Source organism: Acinetobacter sp. MYb10, from assembly GCF_002980175.2.
Taxonomy (GTDB): domain Bacteria; phylum Pseudomonadota; class Gammaproteobacteria; order Pseudomonadales; family Moraxellaceae; genus Acinetobacter; species Acinetobacter guillouiae.
In genome coordinates this window covers 2,360,840-2,377,480 of sequence record NZ_CP058272.1, presented here as the reverse complement: position 1 = coordinate 2,377,480, position 16,641 = coordinate 2,360,840, and the positions used below count along the sequence as shown (strand labels likewise).

Sequence of the window (16,641 nt, the reverse complement as noted above, 5' to 3'; positions counted from 1 at the left end):
CTAAAGTTATACATTATTGAGTATGGTCTTCAGGTAAACCAAAACGAATCACTTTAGAAAAGTTATCGCTATTTTGATATTTAAACTGAGCATATTCAGCCGTTCTTGGATTGATATGTGCTTTTTTATACCATTCTTTGATTGACCATTGATGATTTAATGCACCCAAATCATAAAGATAATTGGGTAAATAACCTGAAGCCAATAAGCGATAATCTGTTGGTAATTTTTCAGGGGAAATCGCCTGAACCATATCAAAAACCAAAGTTGTACAGTTACTGGTTAGGGTGTTGTACCACTTTGGATGTTCTGCTAAAGCGGAAGATTTCAAAAGATATTCTTCAAATAATGCTTTGGTCTCTGCTTTCGGTAATTGAATCGGGAAAAAATAAACCTGTTCACCTCGAATATTACTTCGTGTATAAACAATATCTTTTTCATCTGCAGCGATTAGGCTTAGCTCAAACTGTCTAAAAAAACCACCAATTGCAGAAAAGTTTTCATTTTTTTCTTTCCGGATTTCGATGGAAAAAACAAGTGGACGTTGATTTAAAAAATCAAAGCTGACCAAGGTATGGGCAATCTGTGGTCCCATCCAATAAGAGGTGATGATATTGACGCCTGTAATCTCATCTAAGTTGTAGCTTCTGGTTTCCCAGCGTTCGTCATATTGATCAGGGGAGTGCCAATTAAAGTTGCGGACATTATGAATCGTGACAAGATTACCTTGATGCTCATAAGTAAAAATTCTGGAAACTTCTGGACTCCATTGACGATTTTGCTGTGCAGGAATATTAAAGTACCAGATTAAGCTGACAATAAAGGCGATGATATAGATCAGACTGTCAGTTTTTCGGCTAAATATATTTTTAGTAAAATAGATTCCAAGAATACTCAGTGCAAAAATAATCCAAATAGGGATGATGATATAGCTGAAAACTTTTCCTAAGGGGTGTTGAATCCAAATCGCGAAACAAAACCACAGGCTGCTCAATACCACAAATAAGCTAAACAAGGAATGGATTATTCCCATTCCAAGTGTATGCAGTATTGATCTTGTTTTTAAGCTATCCATAAGCCACTATTTTTGTTCATAAAGTTCAGTGCTATTTTCGGTATGTTGCAAACTCAAAAGCAATAGCTGTTTTGTCATCAACATGTGACTCACTCGCAACTTTTTTAAATTCCGTTGGAATTTCTGGATAATACGCATCACCTTGTACATCGAGCTCAATGTGGGTGAGCTCTAAACGATCGGCAATGTGCATGGTTTGTTTAAAAATTTCACCACCACCAATGATAAAGATACTGGCAGGTTTTTCTGATGCCAATACATCAGGAATCGCTTGTTCCAAAGCAGCATCTATACTATGGGCCGTTTTAACCCCAGCAAAACTCCAATCCTGATCACGGGTAATTACCCAATTGACACGTTTAGGTAATGCACGTCCCATCGATTCAAGCGTTTTACGTCCCATCACCACAACACCACCTTGGGTGATTTCTTTGAAGTGCTTAAGGTCTGCTGAAATATGCCATGGAAGATCGTTCGCTTTACCAATGCAGCGTTGTTGATCCATTGCAACGACATGCACAATTTCAAAGTTTTTAAATGTCATAATGAATTCGCTTATTATCCATTGGAAAATTTTCCCTCCTATTGCAAGGAGGGAATAAGGAAAGACTGAATTAAAATATTTAAACAGCTACAGGTGCTTTAATTGCAGGATGTGACTCATAACCTGTAATTTCAATATCTTCAAATTTAAAGTCAAAAATATCCTTAATTTCAGGATTTAACTTGAGTTGGCACAGTGGTAAGGGCTCACGTGTTAACTGAAGTTTTGCTTGTTCAAAATGGTTAACATATAAATGTGTATCACCGCCAGTCCAGACAAAATCACCTACGCCTAAACCACAAACTTGAGCAACCATATGAGTCAGTAGAGCATAGCTGGCAATATTAAATGGCACCCCTAAGAAAACATCTGCACTACGTTGATAAAGTTGGCAAGACAACTTTCCATACTGAACAAAAAATTGGAATAAAGTGTGGCATGGCGGTAAGGCAACTTTACCTGCTTCATTTGGGTTCCAGCCAGACACAATCAAACGACGTGAGTTTGGATTGGTCTTGATTTCATTGACCAACCAACTGATTTGGTCAAAACCATCATTTTCAAACAAACCATTGTCTTTTTGCGTTGCGCCAAAGTTACGCCATTGATGACCATAGACTGGGCCCAATTCCCCTTCAGGGCGTCCAAAACGGGCAGTCTGCTCAGCGGTAGACCATTCATCCCAAATCGAAACTTTATTGTCTTTTAGGTATTGAACATTGGTGTCGCCTTTTAGGAACCACAGCAGTTCAATCACAATTGAGCGGAAATGAACTTTTTTAGTGGTTAGTAACGGAAACCCTTTTGACAAGTCAAAACGCATTTGATGACCAAATACAGAACGAGTACCTGTACCAGTACGATCACCTTTGTCACCGCCATCGTCTAGGATATGTTGTAGAAGGTCTAAATACGCTTTCATATAGTGTCCAATTTGGGGCGTCTATACGACATAAATGACAGATTATGTCGCATGATTACCCATTCGTAATGTTTCTGAATAGCTTCAGAGTTTATACTAATCTGAGTTTCTTTTTAAGCTAGATTATTTTCTGTTTTGCATCCATCTAACAGCTAAAACTAAGAGTATTTGAAAATGAGTATAAATTTGAATGAGCTCCCAGCATGTTTACAGCCATATAAAACGCAAATTATTGCGACAAAAAAAGACAGTATAGAAATATCATTAGTGCCGACTGAAGATTTACAGATTTGGCAAAGCAAAGTGGGGGGAAGTCCTTATTTACCTGTAGGTAAGCAATATCCGCAGAGCACGGAAGGGGATGACCTACAATTATTGGCGCAGATCAATTTTGCAGAAGTGCCAGAAAATCAACATTATCCAAAATCTGGAATTTTACAGTTTTTTATCAATCCGCATGATGATTTATATGGTCTCAATTTTGATGATCAAAAAAAGCAAGATGGCTTTCGCGTGGTTTTTTATGACAAGATTGAGCAAGATCTTGCACTTTTACAAAGCGATTTTCCAAGTTTTGCTGAGGACGATATTTATAGTCCTATCGCAGGGCAGTCTGCGATTCAGTTTGAGAAGGCTGAAAGCTATATTGATATGAATAATTTTGATTTTGCTCAAAAAGTCACAGACCCTTATGAAAGAGAAGATGAGGAAGAGTTTTGTGATGAGTACAGTGAAGTTTTTTCTGCAAGCGGTCATCGTTTAGGGGGATATCCATTTTTTACTCAATCTGATCCGCGTGAATACAATGAATCTATTCAAGATTATATTTTGCTGTTGCAGATTGATACAGGTGAAGCTGAAGGTATTGAGATCATGTGGGGCGACTCAGGTGTAGGGAACTTCTTTATTCATCCTGATGATCTTGAAAAAAGAGATTTCTCTAAAGTGGTGTATAACTGGGATTGTTATTAAGCACCGACGGCATAATTTCTAAAAAGCTGATGTTGATAACGTCAGCTTTTTATTGAAAAAATCTTTCTTTGGCATACGATTTTGCTGAATTCATAAAACAAAAGTGTGACTCAATTGACAGTTTAATGTGTTGATTAGATTAAGAAAATATTTTAATGATACGGCCGAGCAAACTTTTATTGATTAATTTTTAAACAAACAAACCCAGATGATGAATTGTGTAATGTCAGCAGTTTCAGTAGCTTGAGGCATTACAAATGAGATTTATTAACACTTACATATTTTTTTACATGTTTTAAGTCTACATTTTAAGAATTGCTGATTACTATTCATGGCTTGTGAAAAGTTGTTATTGGTTTAAACAAGGTGGTTTGAATCAATTCAAAAGGGCAGTTTGAGGACAATGCATGATTTACGACCACAATGTTAATATGAATGAATACGTGAATCCCACGGTTCATATTCAGATTCGATCGGAAAATCAAAATAATAATTTTCGACCAGATGAATACTTAAAAAATAAAGCATTTGAAACTTTTAAAAATCAAACTGAAGCATTTAAGAAAGAAAGCTTAATCGATATTAGCAAATTTACTGAAAAACTTGTCAGTATGTCACGTAGTACTACTGCACATCGTTGTGCAAGATATGTGCGTATAGCGCTTGAATCAGCCGGTGCGCGTTTTTCTGATCATCCTGTTGCCGCTTCAGATTGGGGTTCGACTTTAACTGAGATTGGTTATAAGCAAATCCGTCCTGACTTCGATAATCCTCAAGAAGGTGATATTTATATCATCAACAGTACTAGTCGTCATCGTTATGGTCATATTGCTGGATTTACAGGTTCTCAATGGGTTTCTGATTTTAGACAACGTAGTTACGATGTGTATAAAGACCCAAATGTAACCTATGAATATTATCGTCTAGCTGCTTAGTTTCACAGTCAAAAGCATTTAATCTATTACGGATTAAAAGATAAAAAAGGAAGCTTTTGGAATGAAAGGCTTCCTTTTTTATTACTATGCTTTTTTACTACAACACCTTTAGTCAAAACGTTTTGCGCGATTTTGATAAATTGACATGATAAATAGACCCAATGCAGCAAAGCCAACCGCTTGAATCGAGGTCAATATTTTATGTTGTGCGGGTAAAAAAGCCATTAAAAGCATAAGTGCAAGCAATGGGTAGATTGAAAATAAAATTTTAAAACCTTGAGCATAGACATTATGTTGAGCAATTTTTAGCCCCAGTATTCTTAATAAATGTGTAGAGATTCCAATTGCTAAACATATCACGGTAAACGTTGGACTTAACTTCTCAATCGTGGCGCAATAATAAATTATCACACAGGTTAAGATTGAGATGATCACTTTCATTTCACGGCTACAGCGCGCTGAATACCAAAAATCTAACATTATTTAGATACTTGTTCAGATGAGTTTTTATTGAGTAGGGAGAGTGGTGAAAAAATACAAACCGCTAGGGCCATAAAGCCAATACCTTGAGCGCCTGGGATTAAAATTTCACCATTGTTCATGTTTTTAAAAACCAATGCCAAAACTAAAGCCAGTGGAATCCAGGTCAATAAACGATAAAGAAATCCTGTTGGACGTTGAGCTGCAAAATGAACCTTACAGTATCGACAAATCAGAAAAATAATACCTGTACCTGCAAAAAGTAAAATATTATCAGGGGTTAGAGGCTGGTACCAATATAGTCCAATAGTAACCAGTGCCAATAAAATAAGAAAAATGAGCTTCTTTGCAACCGAGACTTTAGAATCAAACCAAAATTCAAGCATAGTGATTTCGTTTAAATTGGATAATGATAATTTAGCATAAAAAAGGTGAAGCTTAGCTTCACCTTTTTAAACTTAGCCCATAAGGTTTAAGTATTTTTTTGTGGACCCCAGTCAAAAATTTTCTTTTGGTAAGCGTACCAAATCAACCACAATCCAATCAGAATCATTGGGAATGAGAGGATTTGACCTTTGGTCATCCAGCCGAACAGGATATAACCTTGATCAGCATCAGGTTCACGGAAGAATTCCATAAAGAATCGAGCACAGCCATAACCCATTAGAAAGATTGCAGATACGGCATAACGTGGGCGTGGTTTAGCACTATAGAACCATAGAATAAGGAACAGCAGCAGTCCTTCACACAGCGCTTGATAGAGCTGAGATGGATGACGAACCAAATGTAGTGGATCAGTCGGGAAGATCATACCTAGCGCAAAGTTAGGGTCAGAAACTTGACGACCATATAATTCACCACCGATGAAGTTTCCAATTCGACCAAACATCAAGCCCGTCGGTACACAGGGTGCAATGAAGTCCAGGGTTTCAAACCAAGTTTTCTTATATTTATGACACCACAAAAGCATGGCGATCATTACACCAAGGAAGCCCCCGTGGAAACTCATACCACCAGTCCAGACTTTAAATAGCCAGATAGGATCTGCTAAAAATTTGCCAAACTCGTAAAATAAGACATAACCAACACGACCACCGAGCACAACTCCAAGTGCGCCAAAGAACACCAGATCTGAAACCATTTCAGAGTTCCAGTCAGCACGTTGTTTAGCGCGATAAGTAGCAATTCCCCAAGCACATAAAAATGCCAAGAGATACATCAGTCCATACCAATGGACGTTGAGTGGACCCAGTGATATCGCAATTGGGTCAATATTCGGGTAGGTGAGCATTCCTAATCCTTGATTTTCTATTTTGCACAGATTTTAGCTGAAACATATTAAAAATGTTGTACATTCAATGTGTAAACTTCATGGAATGTATTTTATGTGTATTGTGGCATTGGCTTGGCAAGTTTTGGATGATTTACCTGTTTGTTTAATTTCAAATCGTGACGAATTCTACCATCGTCCAAGCACTCAATTACAGTCATGGTCGAACAGTCCGATTATTGCAGGGCAAGATTTGCAATCCGGCGGGACATGGATGGGGGTCACACCACAGGGACGTTGGGCAGTGATTACCAATTATCGTGATGGTGCTGATAAACAAACTTATCCGACTACACGAGGCTATTTGATTCAAGCTTTTTTAGAGTCAGATCAAACACCGATTCGTTTTGCACAAACACTGGAAAAGCGGCAAAGAGATTATGCAGGTTTTAACTTATTTGTGGGTGATCAACAGCAAGCCGTTTATATGAGTAATCGTGGTGAAGCCCCTCAAGTATTATCCCAAGGTGTATTTGTCGTTTCAAATGGCTTGATGTCAGACGATTGGGAAAAAACCAAGCATTTACGTAAACGCTTTACCCAAGAATTTTTACCCATGCTGCAAGTTCCTTCTATCTCTGAACAAGATCTACAATTCGCTGTTTGGGATATTTTAGAAGATGAACGTAAAATTATTCCTGATTTACTGCCCAATACTGGAATTAATCCTGAGATGGAAGCTTTGTTGTCTTCAACATTTATTCAAAGTCCAATTTATGGGACACGCTGTTCCAACTTCTTAACCATAAGTCACACTCAGATTGATTGGGTCGAAAAAACGCAACAAGGTGAACATATGGGCGAGTTAGTAGAGATTAAGCGCGCTATTGAAAAATAAAAAGCCATAGCAACTTTCATCACTATGGCTTTAAAACAATAAATTTAGTTGATTAGCCAGCAATTACACCGCCATCTTTACGAGTAATGACGACAGTTGCAGAGCGCGGGCGAGCGGTCTTATTGCTTGGATCTTTTTGTGAGGCAGGCCAGTTACTTGATGGCTTATCAAAGCTAGGTGAGTCTTCACCAGGATGCTGAACATTGATAAAAATGGCTTTGTAGTCGGGTGTCATGGTGACACCCGTGATTTCACATTGTTTTGGGCCTGTTAGGAAGCGACGCAGGTTTTCATCAGTGACTTGTTTACCCACGATCGTTTCTTGCCCAGCAGATGATATTGCTTTTGCGCCATCACCGACTTTACCAGGGAGTGCAGCAAGCATCATACAATTGGTGGTATCTGTATAAGCACCATCATCCGTTTGAATCCAAAGTACACCACGTGGATCGAACCACATACCATCTGGTGAAGATAAATCATTGTTATCATTTAACCCAGATAAGTTGATGTTACTGGCCATTTTTGCTTCAGCACCAAAGAGATAGATGTCCCAAGTAAAACTTTCAGCAGTGGTTTTATTATCTTTTTCATGGAAGCGGATAATGTGACCATTTACATTGCCTTTACCGCCTTCTGGGTCGCTATAGTTTCGTGGATTTGCAGCATCTAATGCATGTGCTGTACCACGGTTCGAGTTATTTGTCAGGGTGACATAGACTTCACCATTCTCTGGGTTCACCGCAACCCATTCTGGACGATCCATTTTGGTGGCTTTGACCGAATCACCGGCTAAACGTGCAAAAGTAGTGACATCGGCTTGAGATCTAAAAGGATAGACTGTATTGCTATCATTTAAACCATTTTTACCGTATGCCAATTCAATCCATTTACCTGTACCATCATTATTGAACTGCGCAACATATAACTTGCCACTGTTCATATATTTATCGCCAGCGCGATAGCCACCATTCACATCTTTTGCATCCCACTTCGCATCAGATACAAATTTGTAGATATATTCGCCACGTGAGTCATCGCCCATATAGAAGGCCAGATTTTCCCCTTCGATTAAGCGACTTGAACGACAGTCTTCATGTGCAAAGCGACCTAAAGATGTACGTTTAACGGGGTTTGAACGACTATCGAACGGATCGATTTCAACAATCCAACCAAAGGTATTTGCGCCGTTGCGATAATCTTTGTCTGCTGAGTCAGCGGTAATTGAAGAGTTCCAACGGTCATATAAGTCTTGGCTCTCGATTGCCCCAATCGCAGTTTCCCAGCCATAACGTGAGCTGGCACCATCTTTTAAACCATAGCGATTCAGTGCGATGATTTCAGCCGCACTACGTTTTGCATCGTCACCTTTATTACGCACAAAGTATCCAATAAAGTTTTCTTCTGTGGTGAGGTAAGTTCCCCAAGGCGTATAACCATTACCACAGTTATTATGTGTGCCACGTGTTTGCTTTGCTGAGCTTGAGTATTTGGTTTTTACCAAATCGGAACCTGCAACTGTGCCTGCAAAGTCCATGACCGTTGACGCTGTAATACGGCGATTAAATGGAGAGCTTTTTACAATCTCTACTTTTTGTGTGGTTGCATCTTTTTTTAATTCAATGACGGAGACACCATGTGCATTAACTTCACGAATCACTTCATCTTCTGGGCGACGGCCATTTACTTTTGTTGCACCTTTAGGATGTAAGAAGGTTTGATTAATGTATTCATGGTTCATGACCAATAAGCCACGGTTTGAGGCTTTCGCATCATATTTAGAGCTATTGGAATTTAAGCCAAAATAGCTCATACCATCATGACAATCGCCTGAACGTGCTGTAAAGCTGACCCCTGAAGGAACATTGTTATCATCCCAGTCAGGGATCGTTTGCGTTAATGGATCACCTAAAGCATAAAGCACATTTGCTTCATAACCAGCAGGAACAGTGACGATGTCATTGAGGTTTTTTGCAACAGGGTTAAAGGTGAATTTTTCTGGTTTTTTAACGGTCGTGGTTGGTGTTGAATTATTGTCATCGTCGTCATTACAGCCGACTAGGCTCGATGCTAAAGCGAGAGCAGCTGCACCACTTGCTGTTTTTGTAATTAAACTACGACGAGAAATCCGTTGTTCTAAAATGTCACGGAAATGTGTGTTATTCGAAGTATTGTTATCTAACTCTTGATTTTCATGATATGGCGTGAGGTCTGTCATACGATTCCCTTTGGCTTTAAGTCTTGATTAAATGTGATTTTGATTCAGCTTAAAAACATACAGAACAAATGTGTAAGATCTCTTACTCTTATATTTAATATTGGTTAAATTTAATCTTATTTTAAGAAAGTAATAGGATTGTCATATTTGTATTTAGATAATTACTGTGCTGTTCAATTTCTATAAACATTGAGATATGACTGATTTGAGCATGATATGTGCTTGGTGAATTGAATCAACAGGATTAACTTGTAGTTGTTTTTTAATAGAGATGTTTCATAAAGAGATTTTAATAATAGGCTTCTTTTCTAAGCGCTTATTAAAAGCATAGATCAACATAAAATCCCCTTCATCCTAACCTTCTCCCGAGGGGAGAAGGGACTTTTAATCACAATATAATTCACTCAACCTGATCACTTTCGACTTGTGAAATAGATCTAATGTATTTGAATAAAAGGGTAGAAGATTAAGCGATAGACTTGTTTTTATAATTGTTTTTAAAAAGAATTTAACATTCTTAAAATAAAAAATGACCTCAAAAGAAGTCATTTAAATATTAAAAAGCTTTTTTATTTTGATACTTAAGCATCTACAGTTTTACGTTTTTCAATTACTTTACCCAGCAATAAACCCAGCTCAAATAGCATCCACATTGGAATTGCGAGCATGATCATTGAAATTGCATCTGGTGGGGTAATAAACATAGATACGAAGAAACATCCCACCACGATAAAGCGGCGCTTTTCAGCCAATGTTTTAGTGGTGACGAAACCAACTAAAATTAACACTAAAGTAATGATCGGGATTTCAAAGGTTACGCCAAAGACCAAGAATAATTTTAGGCAGAAGCTTAAATAACTATTGATATCCGTCATTGGCGCGACGGTTTCTGGTGAAACACTGATAAAGAAATGCAGGATGGATGGCAATGCAATAAAGTAAGCAAAAGCGATCCCTGAATAAAACAGCACAATACTGCCAAACAGCAACGGAAATGCTAGATTTTTTTCTTTTTCGTATAATGCAGGTTTAATAAAAGCCCAAAGTTGATAGATGATAAAGGGCATCGCCAACATCAGCGCAATAAAGAAGTTTAACTTAAACGGTGCCATGAATGTTGCTGTAACATCAGTTGCAATCATGGTTGAGGTTGCAGGTAATTGTTTTCTGAGTGGTTCTGATAATGCAATATAGGTCTTATTGGCAAATGGCAATAAACAAAAAAATATAACGATGAGTGCGCCAACAATTTTAAATAAATGCTTACGTAATACCATCAGGTGTTGAGTAATCGGCATTGCATCTAAAGCCGGCATCTCGGTAGACGAGGCATCATGTACTTGTGGTGCTAATGAGTCGCTCATACAGCCACCTTCAATTGCGGTACTTCTTTAACAAGAACAATTTGTGGTCGAGTTACAGTACAGTTTTGTTTATCTAACCAAGTCTTTGACATATAAATAGCGGGAACCGTAATATCGAGTTTATGATAAGTGGTGTGAGTTTTTTTATTGTCTGTTATTGCGAGATGACTTTCTTGTTCTACAGCAATTTTTTGTTGTTGTAACTCTTGCATTTGAGCCTGCATTTTTTGTTCAAGTTCTTGAATTTTTTGCATCTCTTGTTGCATTTGTTCTCTAAATTCAGAAAGACGTAATTCACGGTCGATGTCATTTTGGACACTACTAATTGCACGTTTAAATTTGCTATACCATTTGGCAGCAAAACGCGCAGCTTCAGGAAGTTTATCTGGTCCCAATACCAAGAGCGCAATGATCCCAAACACTAACAGTTCTGAAAATCCAACATCTAACATGATCTACGCCTCACCGATTAGTGTTTTACTGTAGAGTTCACATCAGTATTGCTAGTTTGATGTTCTAGTGTACGCGTTTCAGTCAGTGAAGCAGTTGTTGCCTCTTCTTCTTTAATTGATTTCTTAAAATCTTTTACGGCACCACCAACATCTTTACCTAAGTTTTTTAGCTTTGATGTACCAAATAGTAGAATCACAACGATTGCAAAAATAAGTACATGCCAAATCGATAATCCAGCCATAGTTTTAACTCCTATTTATTAACAGCTATAACAACAGTTATCCATGACAAAAAAGTGACACTAATATTTCAATTTAAAGACAGACAATATTTATAAATTATTTTGATATGTTAAACGTCATCTATATTTGGAAAATGCTAGTATGTTCATGATTTGAGAATAAGGTGTTGTATTGTGGCTTTGTTATTTCCAGTTTTATCATTTATCTGTGGGCTGATACTGGCAAATAGCAAATTTTCAGTAAACTTAAAATCATTCATGTCTTTGCTGCTGGCTCGCTTATTTATCCCGATTGTGATTATTTACAATATGGTATTTTATAAATCGGGCAGTATTGCTTTAATCTTATTTGCTTTTTTCTCGTGCTTTACGCTTTTCTTTATTTATCTCACGCTGTCTAAAGATCGTTTAGCTTCATTGTGTTTTAGCTATACCAATATGGCATGGCTCGGCTTTCCGATTGCCTTGGCTATATTTGGTCCAGACAATAGTATGCTGATGATACCGCTCTATATCGGGGTTTCAATTTTTGGAAACTCTTGGGCTGTGACTTCGGTAAGTTCAGCCCCGCAATCCAAACAATTGCTTATCAAAAAAGTACTGCAATCGCCACCTGTGATTGCCTTGATCATTGCAGGGCTTTTACGTTGTTTTGATGTGCAACAGTTTCAGACAAATGATTGGATTAATTGGATTTATACTCTGGCTAAATGGAGTATGAGTTTTACCGGTATGTGTGTATTGGGGATGTGGTTAAGAAAAACCAAAGTGCATATCGAGGATTTACTGTCCAGTACTAAGCTTGCAATATTAAAGTTAGTTTGTGGTGTTGTATTGTGCAGTCTGGCTTATTTCTTTTTACCTGTTCCACAGATCCATCAATATATTGGGGTGATGTTTTTACTGTTTTGTTTACCGCCAGCTGCCAATATTGTCGCATTGGAAACCCACTATCAAGGCACTGGGGTTTCAGCAAAATATATTGCTTCGGGAACGATAGTCAGTTGTGTGGTATGCGTCCTATATGGTGTGTTGATTCATTTTTTATAGTTTTATCGGTTTATTTTGCTTCGTTTTAGATAAGCTTTAGCGATATCCATCATATTCCTCCTTTGCTCAAAGGCGAGGAGGAATCTAACAAAATCGTATGATTTTAAACGGCTGGTTTTAACTGCTTATTTCAAGCTTGCTTTAAACAATTGCATCGCCTGGCCACGATGGCTAATTTTGTTCTTTTCTGCTTTACTCATTTCTGCGCTTGAAATATTTAGCTCAGGTAACCAGAACAGTGGGTCATAACCGAAGCCATTTTCACCTCGAGCTTGCTCTAGTACTTCACCTTGCCAGATCCCTTGGAAGATTTGTGGTAAAGGGTCATCTGCATGTTCAACCAATGCCAATACACATACGAACATTGCTTCAATCGCTTGATCGTCTTGGCGTAAAGGCTTAAGGTTTTCCAGCAATTTTGCATTATTGGCTGCATCATCGCCATGCTCACCTGCATAACGTGCAGAGTAAATTCCAGGTGCTCCATCTAATACGGGAACGCAAATCCCAGAATCATCTGCAATCGCAGGTTTACCTGAAATACGGCTCGCATGACGTGCTTTGATAATTGCATTTTCAATAAAGCTTAAGCCATCTTCAATCGCGTCTTCGATATTCAGTTGACCTTGAGGAATCACTTCAACGGGTAAAGTCAATTCAGCAAACAATTTTTCAAATTCAGCAATTTTGCCTTTGTTATTGCTTGCGAGTACCAGTGTTCCTTGTGATAACCAATCTTTTGATGACATGATGCAGACTCAAAATTTAAAATTGAGTTATTTTAACTTAATCTGTGTCATAAAATGCGGCTAAATTCTCTCGTCCTTTACGCTTTACTGGATATGTTTTGCTTTTGCGCTAATGCGTTTGTCTAACTGTTGTTTTAAATCGAGAACATCCTCATTTTTCATAAAACCTAGTCCAACATTGAGTTTCTGTTTGCTGTTATCTTTCATGATAAAAAGTAAATAGTATTGTCGATCAAGTAAGGTTTTTTTGAGCTCAACTTCATAGATCTCTGGTATTTTAATGTGTTTTTTAATTATCACTCTACCTTTAAAATCAATGCTTCTAATCATGTCTTGGGAGAGGGTTAAAATAGGACGTTGATTGCTAAACATCTGAATAGCTTTATTACTGAAAAAATAAGCAATGAGACCCAATGGCGTAACAAGAAATAGCGAAAAGAGACTTTTTAAGCCATTCTTCCATTCAGACATTTCCAAGATTAAAAGCACGGTCGCAGCCCAAAAGGGGCAGGCCAAAATTCCAGCAAAAATCGCCAAAGGAATCATTTGTTTGCGTGAAGCATAATATTTTTTCTTTTGCATATTTTTCCATACATAGAAGAACTCGATTTACTTCTCAAATGCACAAGTGGTGCCTTGATGGAAAATCATTTGCCATATACCGTGATCATTCATAACCCAAATTGAACTGCGTAAAGCCACATTGTATTGAGCTTGAGTTGCCACATTGATTTGATGGCTTTGATAGGTCAGTAAAACGCTATGATCAGATAACGACTGAACTTGAAAATCCTGTGCTTGAATGATGTCGGTATCTGTATCGTTTAAAAGTGCTTCAATCATTTGGGCTTTATGCACAACCCACCCTGATTTGGTAATTTCTTTAAAATCTGGATGTAACCGTTGATCAAGTATTTGAAAGTTTTGACGATCACGATGATGCAACCCGCATTCATATTGAATTAATTGTTTGAATAGGTCTTGCATTGTCAACAATCCCAGTTGAAATACTTAAATGGATAGCAGTAAAAAAAGCACCCGAAGGTGCTTTTATGATCGATGAAAATCAAATTATTGAGCTTGAATCCATTGATCTGCACGTTGTGTCGCAGTACGAATTTGGTCTTGAGTTAAGTTAGCAGCCAAAGCAGTTTTTTTGGTTTGCGACATGTTAATCACTTTATTGTCTAACATACCATCACGTGTAGAAAGCTCATACCACTGATAAGCGCCCATGTAGTTTTTCTTTTGCTCTTCCATCACCGCAAGATTAAAGCTTGCACGGTTATCGCCGTGGCTCGCTGCTTTTTCAAAGTATTGACGCGCAGATGTTTCGCTTTTAGAAACGCCTAAACCATCAGCATACATACGACCAACATTCAACTGAGCCGCAGAAATACCTTGGTCAGCCGCAGCTTTAAACCATGTAAATGCTTGTTTAAGGTCTTTAGATACACCGCCAGTACCAGCCTGGAAATGTGTTGCTAAATAAAATTGTGCAGCAGGTTGGCCAGCTTTCGCTGCTTTTTGCAAATCTGTCACATTCATATGTGCATATTGTGCTGCCATTGCTGATACAGATTGTTGTTGCTGCGGTACATAGTCCGCATGGGCTTGAATACTCACTAGCCCAAAAAATAACGTACTGCCTAATAATAATTTCTTCATAGAGCGCTCACTCGATAAATAGCGACTTCGCCGAACAAATTCGGTATGGCTTTACTTAAAAAGCTACCTTGTTGGTTCCCATTTACAGCGAGTCGATCAATAATTTGAATCTGATTTTCAGCACATAATGCTTCAAAATCACGAAAGGTGCATAAGTGGATATTAGGTGTATTGTACCACATATACGGTAAGGCATCAGAAACAGGCATCTTGCCTTTCAGTGCAAGGAAAGACCGTGTTTTCCAATACGCAAAGTTAGGAAACGTAATAATTGCTTGTTTCCCCACACGCACCATATCGCGCAGAAGCACATCAGGTGCATCTACAGCTTGCAAAGCTTGTGCCATAACCACATAGTCAAAAGACTGGTCGGCAAAGCGTCCCAAACCGAGGTTTAAGTCTTGTTGTATAATATTTAACCCTTTGCTGACGGCAATTGCAATCTTTTCTTGATCGATTTCTAGCCCGTAAGCATGAATTTGCTGTTTTTTGCTCATTTGTGACAATAATTCGCCATCACCACAACCTAAATCGAGCACACTTGCACCAGCATTGATCCATTTTTCTGCAAGCTGTTGGTCAATACGCATTACAAAGCCTCCTTAGGTGTTGAATTAAGGTGTTCAATACCACCTAAAAATGCACGTAAGGATTTGACGTACAAGGGGATAGGGAATAGGAATGAGTCATGGCCCTGCTCAGCATCAATATCCAAATAACTCACAGGTTTTTGATTGGTAATCAAGGCGTTGACAATCTCTTGCGAACGTTCTGGGCTAAAACGCCAGTCTGTTGTAAATGACACCACTAGAAAGCGGCATTTGGTATTAGATAATGCTTTAGTCAGTGACTGTTCATATTCACGTGATGGATCGAAATAATCCAAAGCTTTGGTCATGATCAGATAAGTATTGGCATCAAAGTTACGACTGAATTGTTCACCTTGATAACGCAGATAGCTTTCAACTTGGAACTCAACATCGAAACCATACATAAACTTGCCTGATTTTAAATCACGGCCAAATTTTTGTTTCATGGCTTCTTCAGAAAGGTAGGTAATATGACCCACCATACGTGCCAAAATTAAGCCACGTTTTGGATAACTATCGAGTTCTAAATAGCGGCCATTGTGAAAATCTGGATCAGACAAAATGGACTGACGTGCCACTTCGTTAAATGCAATATTTTGTGCGGAAAGCTTTGGTGCGCTGGCAATGATGACACATTTTTGTAAACGGTCAGGATAGTCCACAGACCATTGTAAAGCCTGCATGCCACCTAAAGAACCACCAATGATTGAATACCAAACATCTATCCCTAAGCGGTCAGAGAGGAGGGCTTGAGTTTTAACCCAATCACGTACAGTCACTAATGGAAAGTCGGGACCGTATGGGCGATTTTCATTTTCAGGGTTAGGTGAAGTGGGTCCTGTTGAGCCACTACACCCCCCGATATTGTTGAGTGCGACCACAAAAAACTTCGAGGTATCAATGGCTTTACCTGGCCCAATACATGCATCCCACCAGCCGGTTTTTTTATCGTCTTCATGGTGATAGCCAGCCGCATGATGATGTCCTGAAAGTGCATGGCAAATCAAAATTCCATTTGATTTATCTGCATTGAGCTCACCATAGGTTTCCACCATGATTTCATAGCGTGGCAATACTCGACCACACTCAAGCTCTAACGGTTCTTCAAATTCAAACTTTTGTGGAGTAACGAGCCCCACTGAATCAGCTGGAAAAGACACTGGAAATGTTCACCTTAAAATTTTAGAAGGTCGATAAATTACGGATATTAGA

General features: G+C 38.4%; 20 protein-coding genes. 4 read left to right on the top strand and 16 right to left on the bottom strand.

All coding sequences use genetic code 11. From position 1 onward, the window contains the following. Nucleotides 1-13 precede the first annotated feature (13 nt). From CQZ96_RS11015 to thyA, 3 genes are all read right to left on the bottom strand, one after another. Nucleotides 14-1,075, bottom strand: a complete 1,062-nt coding sequence (locus tag CQZ96_RS11015) for a DUF4105 domain-containing protein (RefSeq protein WP_105713386.1) — start codon at nt 1,073-1,075, stop codon at nt 14-16. A gap of 31 nt (nt 1,076-1,106) precedes the next feature. Next, nucleotides 1,107-1,619 (bottom strand): dihydrofolate reductase, encoded by a 513-nt coding sequence (locus CQZ96_RS11010; protein WP_105713385.1) that lies wholly within the window; start codon nt 1,617-1,619, stop codon nt 1,107-1,109. A gap of 79 nt (nt 1,620-1,698) precedes the next feature. Then, nucleotides 1,699-2,541: a thymidylate synthase gene (gene thyA, locus CQZ96_RS11005; RefSeq protein ID WP_105713384.1), complete on the bottom strand. Its 843-nt coding sequence runs from the start codon at nt 2,539-2,541 to the stop codon at nt 1,699-1,701. A 174-nt stretch (nt 2,542-2,715) separates the two neighbouring features. Between thyA and CQZ96_RS11000 the strand changes: the two genes are divergently transcribed. Then, on the top strand, nt 2,716-3,513 hold the full coding sequence (locus CQZ96_RS11000) for a YwqG family protein (RefSeq protein WP_105713383.1): 798 nt from the start codon (nt 2,716-2,718) through the stop codon (nt 3,511-3,513). Nucleotides 3,514-3,920: 407 nt separating this feature from the next. Continuing rightward, nucleotides 3,921-4,448: a hypothetical protein gene (locus tag CQZ96_RS10995; RefSeq protein ID WP_004726489.1), complete on the top strand. Its 528-nt coding sequence runs from the start codon at nt 3,921-3,923 to the stop codon at nt 4,446-4,448. Between the two features lie 108 nt (nt 4,449-4,556). On the opposite strand, the gene CQZ96_RS10990 is transcribed toward CQZ96_RS10995, so the two are convergent. The 3 genes from CQZ96_RS10990 to lgt form a co-directional block, all read right to left on the bottom strand. Next, nucleotides 4,557-4,928 (bottom strand): hypothetical protein, encoded by a 372-nt coding sequence (locus CQZ96_RS10990; RefSeq protein WP_105713382.1) that lies wholly within the window; start codon nt 4,926-4,928, stop codon nt 4,557-4,559. Continuing rightward, complete coding sequence (locus CQZ96_RS10985; RefSeq protein WP_105713381.1) at nt 4,928-5,314, bottom strand: hypothetical protein; 387 nt, start codon at nt 5,312-5,314, stop codon at nt 4,928-4,930. Before CQZ96_RS10985 ends, CQZ96_RS10990 begins: the two co-directional genes overlap by 1 nt. 86 nt (nt 5,315-5,400) lie before the next feature. Continuing rightward, on the bottom strand, nt 5,401-6,219 hold the full coding sequence (gene lgt, locus CQZ96_RS10980) for a prolipoprotein diacylglyceryl transferase (protein WP_105713380.1): 819 nt from the start codon (nt 6,217-6,219) through the stop codon (nt 5,401-5,403). Nucleotides 6,220-6,313: 94 nt separating this feature from the next. On the opposite strand from lgt, the gene CQZ96_RS10975 reads away from it, so the two are divergent. Then, nucleotides 6,314-7,096 carry an NRDE family protein gene (locus CQZ96_RS10975; protein WP_105713379.1) on the top strand — a complete coding sequence of 261 codons (783 nt, stop codon included), beginning with the start codon at nt 6,314-6,316 and terminating at the stop codon, nt 7,094-7,096. A gap of 52 nt (nt 7,097-7,148) precedes the next feature. Here the strand turns inward: CQZ96_RS10975 and CQZ96_RS10970 are convergent, their stop codons facing one another. The 4 genes from CQZ96_RS10970 to tatA all read right to left on the bottom strand — a co-directional run bounded on the left by CQZ96_RS10970 (nt 7,149) and on the right by tatA (nt 11,372). Continuing rightward, the gene (locus CQZ96_RS10970) at nt 7,149-9,314 is read right to left on the bottom strand and encodes a PhoX family protein (protein WP_105713378.1); all 2,166 of its coding nucleotides are present in this window, start codon (nt 9,312-9,314) and stop codon (nt 7,149-7,151) included. A 581-nt stretch (nt 9,315-9,895) separates the two neighbouring features. After that, nucleotides 9,896-10,630, bottom strand: coding sequence for a twin-arginine translocase subunit TatC (tatC, locus tag CQZ96_RS10965; RefSeq protein ID WP_374759598.1), 735 nt, complete (start codon nt 10,628-10,630; stop codon nt 9,896-9,898). A 44-nt stretch (nt 10,631-10,674) separates the two neighbouring features. After that, the gene (gene tatB, locus CQZ96_RS10960) at nt 10,675-11,130 is read right to left on the bottom strand and encodes a Sec-independent protein translocase protein TatB (RefSeq protein WP_105713376.1); all 456 of its coding nucleotides are present in this window, start codon (nt 11,128-11,130) and stop codon (nt 10,675-10,677) included. Nucleotides 11,131-11,147: 17 nt separating this feature from the next. Then, the gene (gene tatA / locus CQZ96_RS10955) at nt 11,148-11,372 is read right to left on the bottom strand and encodes a Sec-independent protein translocase subunit TatA (RefSeq protein WP_004726505.1); all 225 of its coding nucleotides are present in this window, start codon (nt 11,370-11,372) and stop codon (nt 11,148-11,150) included. A 174-nt stretch (nt 11,373-11,546) separates the two neighbouring features. Here tatA and CQZ96_RS10950 point away from each other — a divergent pair, with 174 nt between their 5' ends. Beyond that, nucleotides 11,547-12,422: a permease gene (locus CQZ96_RS10950; protein ID WP_105713375.1), complete on the top strand. Its 876-nt coding sequence runs from the start codon at nt 11,547-11,549 to the stop codon at nt 12,420-12,422. 125 nt (nt 12,423-12,547) lie between these two features. Here CQZ96_RS10950 and rdgB read toward each other — a convergent pair whose 3' ends face one another. The 6 genes from rdgB to metX all read right to left on the bottom strand — a co-directional run bounded on the left by rdgB (nt 12,548) and on the right by metX (nt 16,589). Then, nucleotides 12,548-13,171 (bottom strand): RdgB/HAM1 family non-canonical purine NTP pyrophosphatase, encoded by a 624-nt coding sequence (gene rdgB / locus CQZ96_RS10945; protein WP_105713374.1) that lies wholly within the window; start codon nt 13,169-13,171, stop codon nt 12,548-12,550. A gap of 84 nt (nt 13,172-13,255) precedes the next feature. Then, nucleotides 13,256-13,753 carry a hypothetical protein gene (locus CQZ96_RS10940; RefSeq protein WP_105713373.1) on the bottom strand — a complete coding sequence of 166 codons (498 nt, stop codon included), beginning with the start codon at nt 13,751-13,753 and terminating at the stop codon, nt 13,256-13,258. 27 nt (nt 13,754-13,780) lie between these two features. Beyond that, nucleotides 13,781-14,158 (bottom strand): DUF4440 domain-containing protein, encoded by a 378-nt coding sequence (locus CQZ96_RS10935; protein WP_105713372.1) that lies wholly within the window; start codon nt 14,156-14,158, stop codon nt 13,781-13,783. Between the two features lie 84 nt (nt 14,159-14,242). Then, on the bottom strand, nt 14,243-14,839 hold the full coding sequence (locus CQZ96_RS10930) for a tetratricopeptide repeat protein (RefSeq protein ID WP_004726515.1): 597 nt from the start codon (nt 14,837-14,839) through the stop codon (nt 14,243-14,245). Next, nucleotides 14,836-15,429: a methionine biosynthesis protein MetW gene (metW, locus tag CQZ96_RS10925; RefSeq protein WP_004726517.1), complete on the bottom strand. Its 594-nt coding sequence runs from the start codon at nt 15,427-15,429 to the stop codon at nt 14,836-14,838. The genes CQZ96_RS10930 and metW overlap by 4 nt, the downstream gene beginning before the upstream one ends. Beyond that, nucleotides 15,429-16,589: a homoserine O-succinyltransferase MetX gene (metX, locus tag CQZ96_RS10920; RefSeq protein ID WP_004726519.1), complete on the bottom strand. Its 1,161-nt coding sequence runs from the start codon at nt 16,587-16,589 to the stop codon at nt 15,429-15,431. The genes metW and metX overlap by 1 nt, the downstream gene beginning before the upstream one ends. Nucleotides 16,590-16,641: the final 52 nt, after the last annotated feature.

Coding starts and splice junctions, on each gene's coding strand:
- CQZ96_RS11015 (WP_105713386.1), bottom strand. CDS start 1,075: ATGGATAGCTTAAAAACAAGATCAATACTGCATACACTTGGAATGGGA.
- CQZ96_RS11010 (WP_105713385.1), bottom strand. CDS start 1,619: ATGACATTTAAAAACTTTGAAATTGTGCATGTCGTTGCAATGGATCAA.
- thyA (WP_105713384.1), bottom strand. CDS start 2,541: ATGAAAGCGTATTTAGACCTTCTACAACATATCCTAGACGATGGCGGT.
- CQZ96_RS11000 (WP_105713383.1), top strand. CDS start 2,716: ATGAGTATAAATTTGAATGAGCTCCCAGCATGTTTACAGCCATATAAA.
- CQZ96_RS10995 (WP_004726489.1), top strand. CDS start 3,921: ATGATTTACGACCACAATGTTAATATGAATGAATACGTGAATCCCACG.
- CQZ96_RS10990 (WP_105713382.1), bottom strand. CDS start 4,928: ATGTTAGATTTTTGGTATTCAGCGCGCTGTAGCCGTGAAATGAAAGTG.
- CQZ96_RS10985 (WP_105713381.1), bottom strand. CDS start 5,314: ATGCTTGAATTTTGGTTTGATTCTAAAGTCTCGGTTGCAAAGAAGCTC.
- lgt (WP_105713380.1), bottom strand. CDS start 6,219: ATGCTCACCTACCCGAATATTGACCCAATTGCGATATCACTGGGTCCA.
- CQZ96_RS10975 (WP_105713379.1), top strand. CDS start 6,314: ATGTGTATTGTGGCATTGGCTTGGCAAGTTTTGGATGATTTACCTGTT.
- CQZ96_RS10970 (WP_105713378.1), bottom strand. CDS start 9,314: ATGACAGACCTCACGCCATATCATGAAAATCAAGAGTTAGATAACAAT.
- tatC (WP_374759598.1), bottom strand. CDS start 10,630: ATGCCGGCTTTAGATGCAATGCCGATTACTCAACACCTGATGGTATTA.
- tatB (WP_105713376.1), bottom strand. CDS start 11,130: ATGTTAGATGTTGGATTTTCAGAACTGTTAGTGTTTGGGATCATTGCG.
- tatA (WP_004726505.1), bottom strand. CDS start 11,372: ATGGCTGGATTATCGATTTGGCATGTACTTATTTTTGCAATCGTTGTG.
- rdgB (WP_105713374.1), bottom strand. CDS start 13,171: ATGTCATCAAAAGATTGGTTATCACAAGGAACACTGGTACTCGCAAGC.
- CQZ96_RS10940 (WP_105713373.1), bottom strand. CDS start 13,753: ATGCAAAAGAAAAAATATTATGCTTCACGCAAACAAATGATTCCTTTG.
- CQZ96_RS10935 (WP_105713372.1), bottom strand. CDS start 14,158: ATGCAAGACCTATTCAAACAATTAATTCAATATGAATGCGGGTTGCAT.
- CQZ96_RS10930 (WP_004726515.1), bottom strand. CDS start 14,839: ATGAAGAAATTATTATTAGGCAGTACGTTATTTTTTGGGCTAGTGAGT.
- metW (WP_004726517.1), bottom strand. CDS start 15,429: ATGCGTATTGACCAACAGCTTGCAGAAAAATGGATCAATGCTGGTGCA.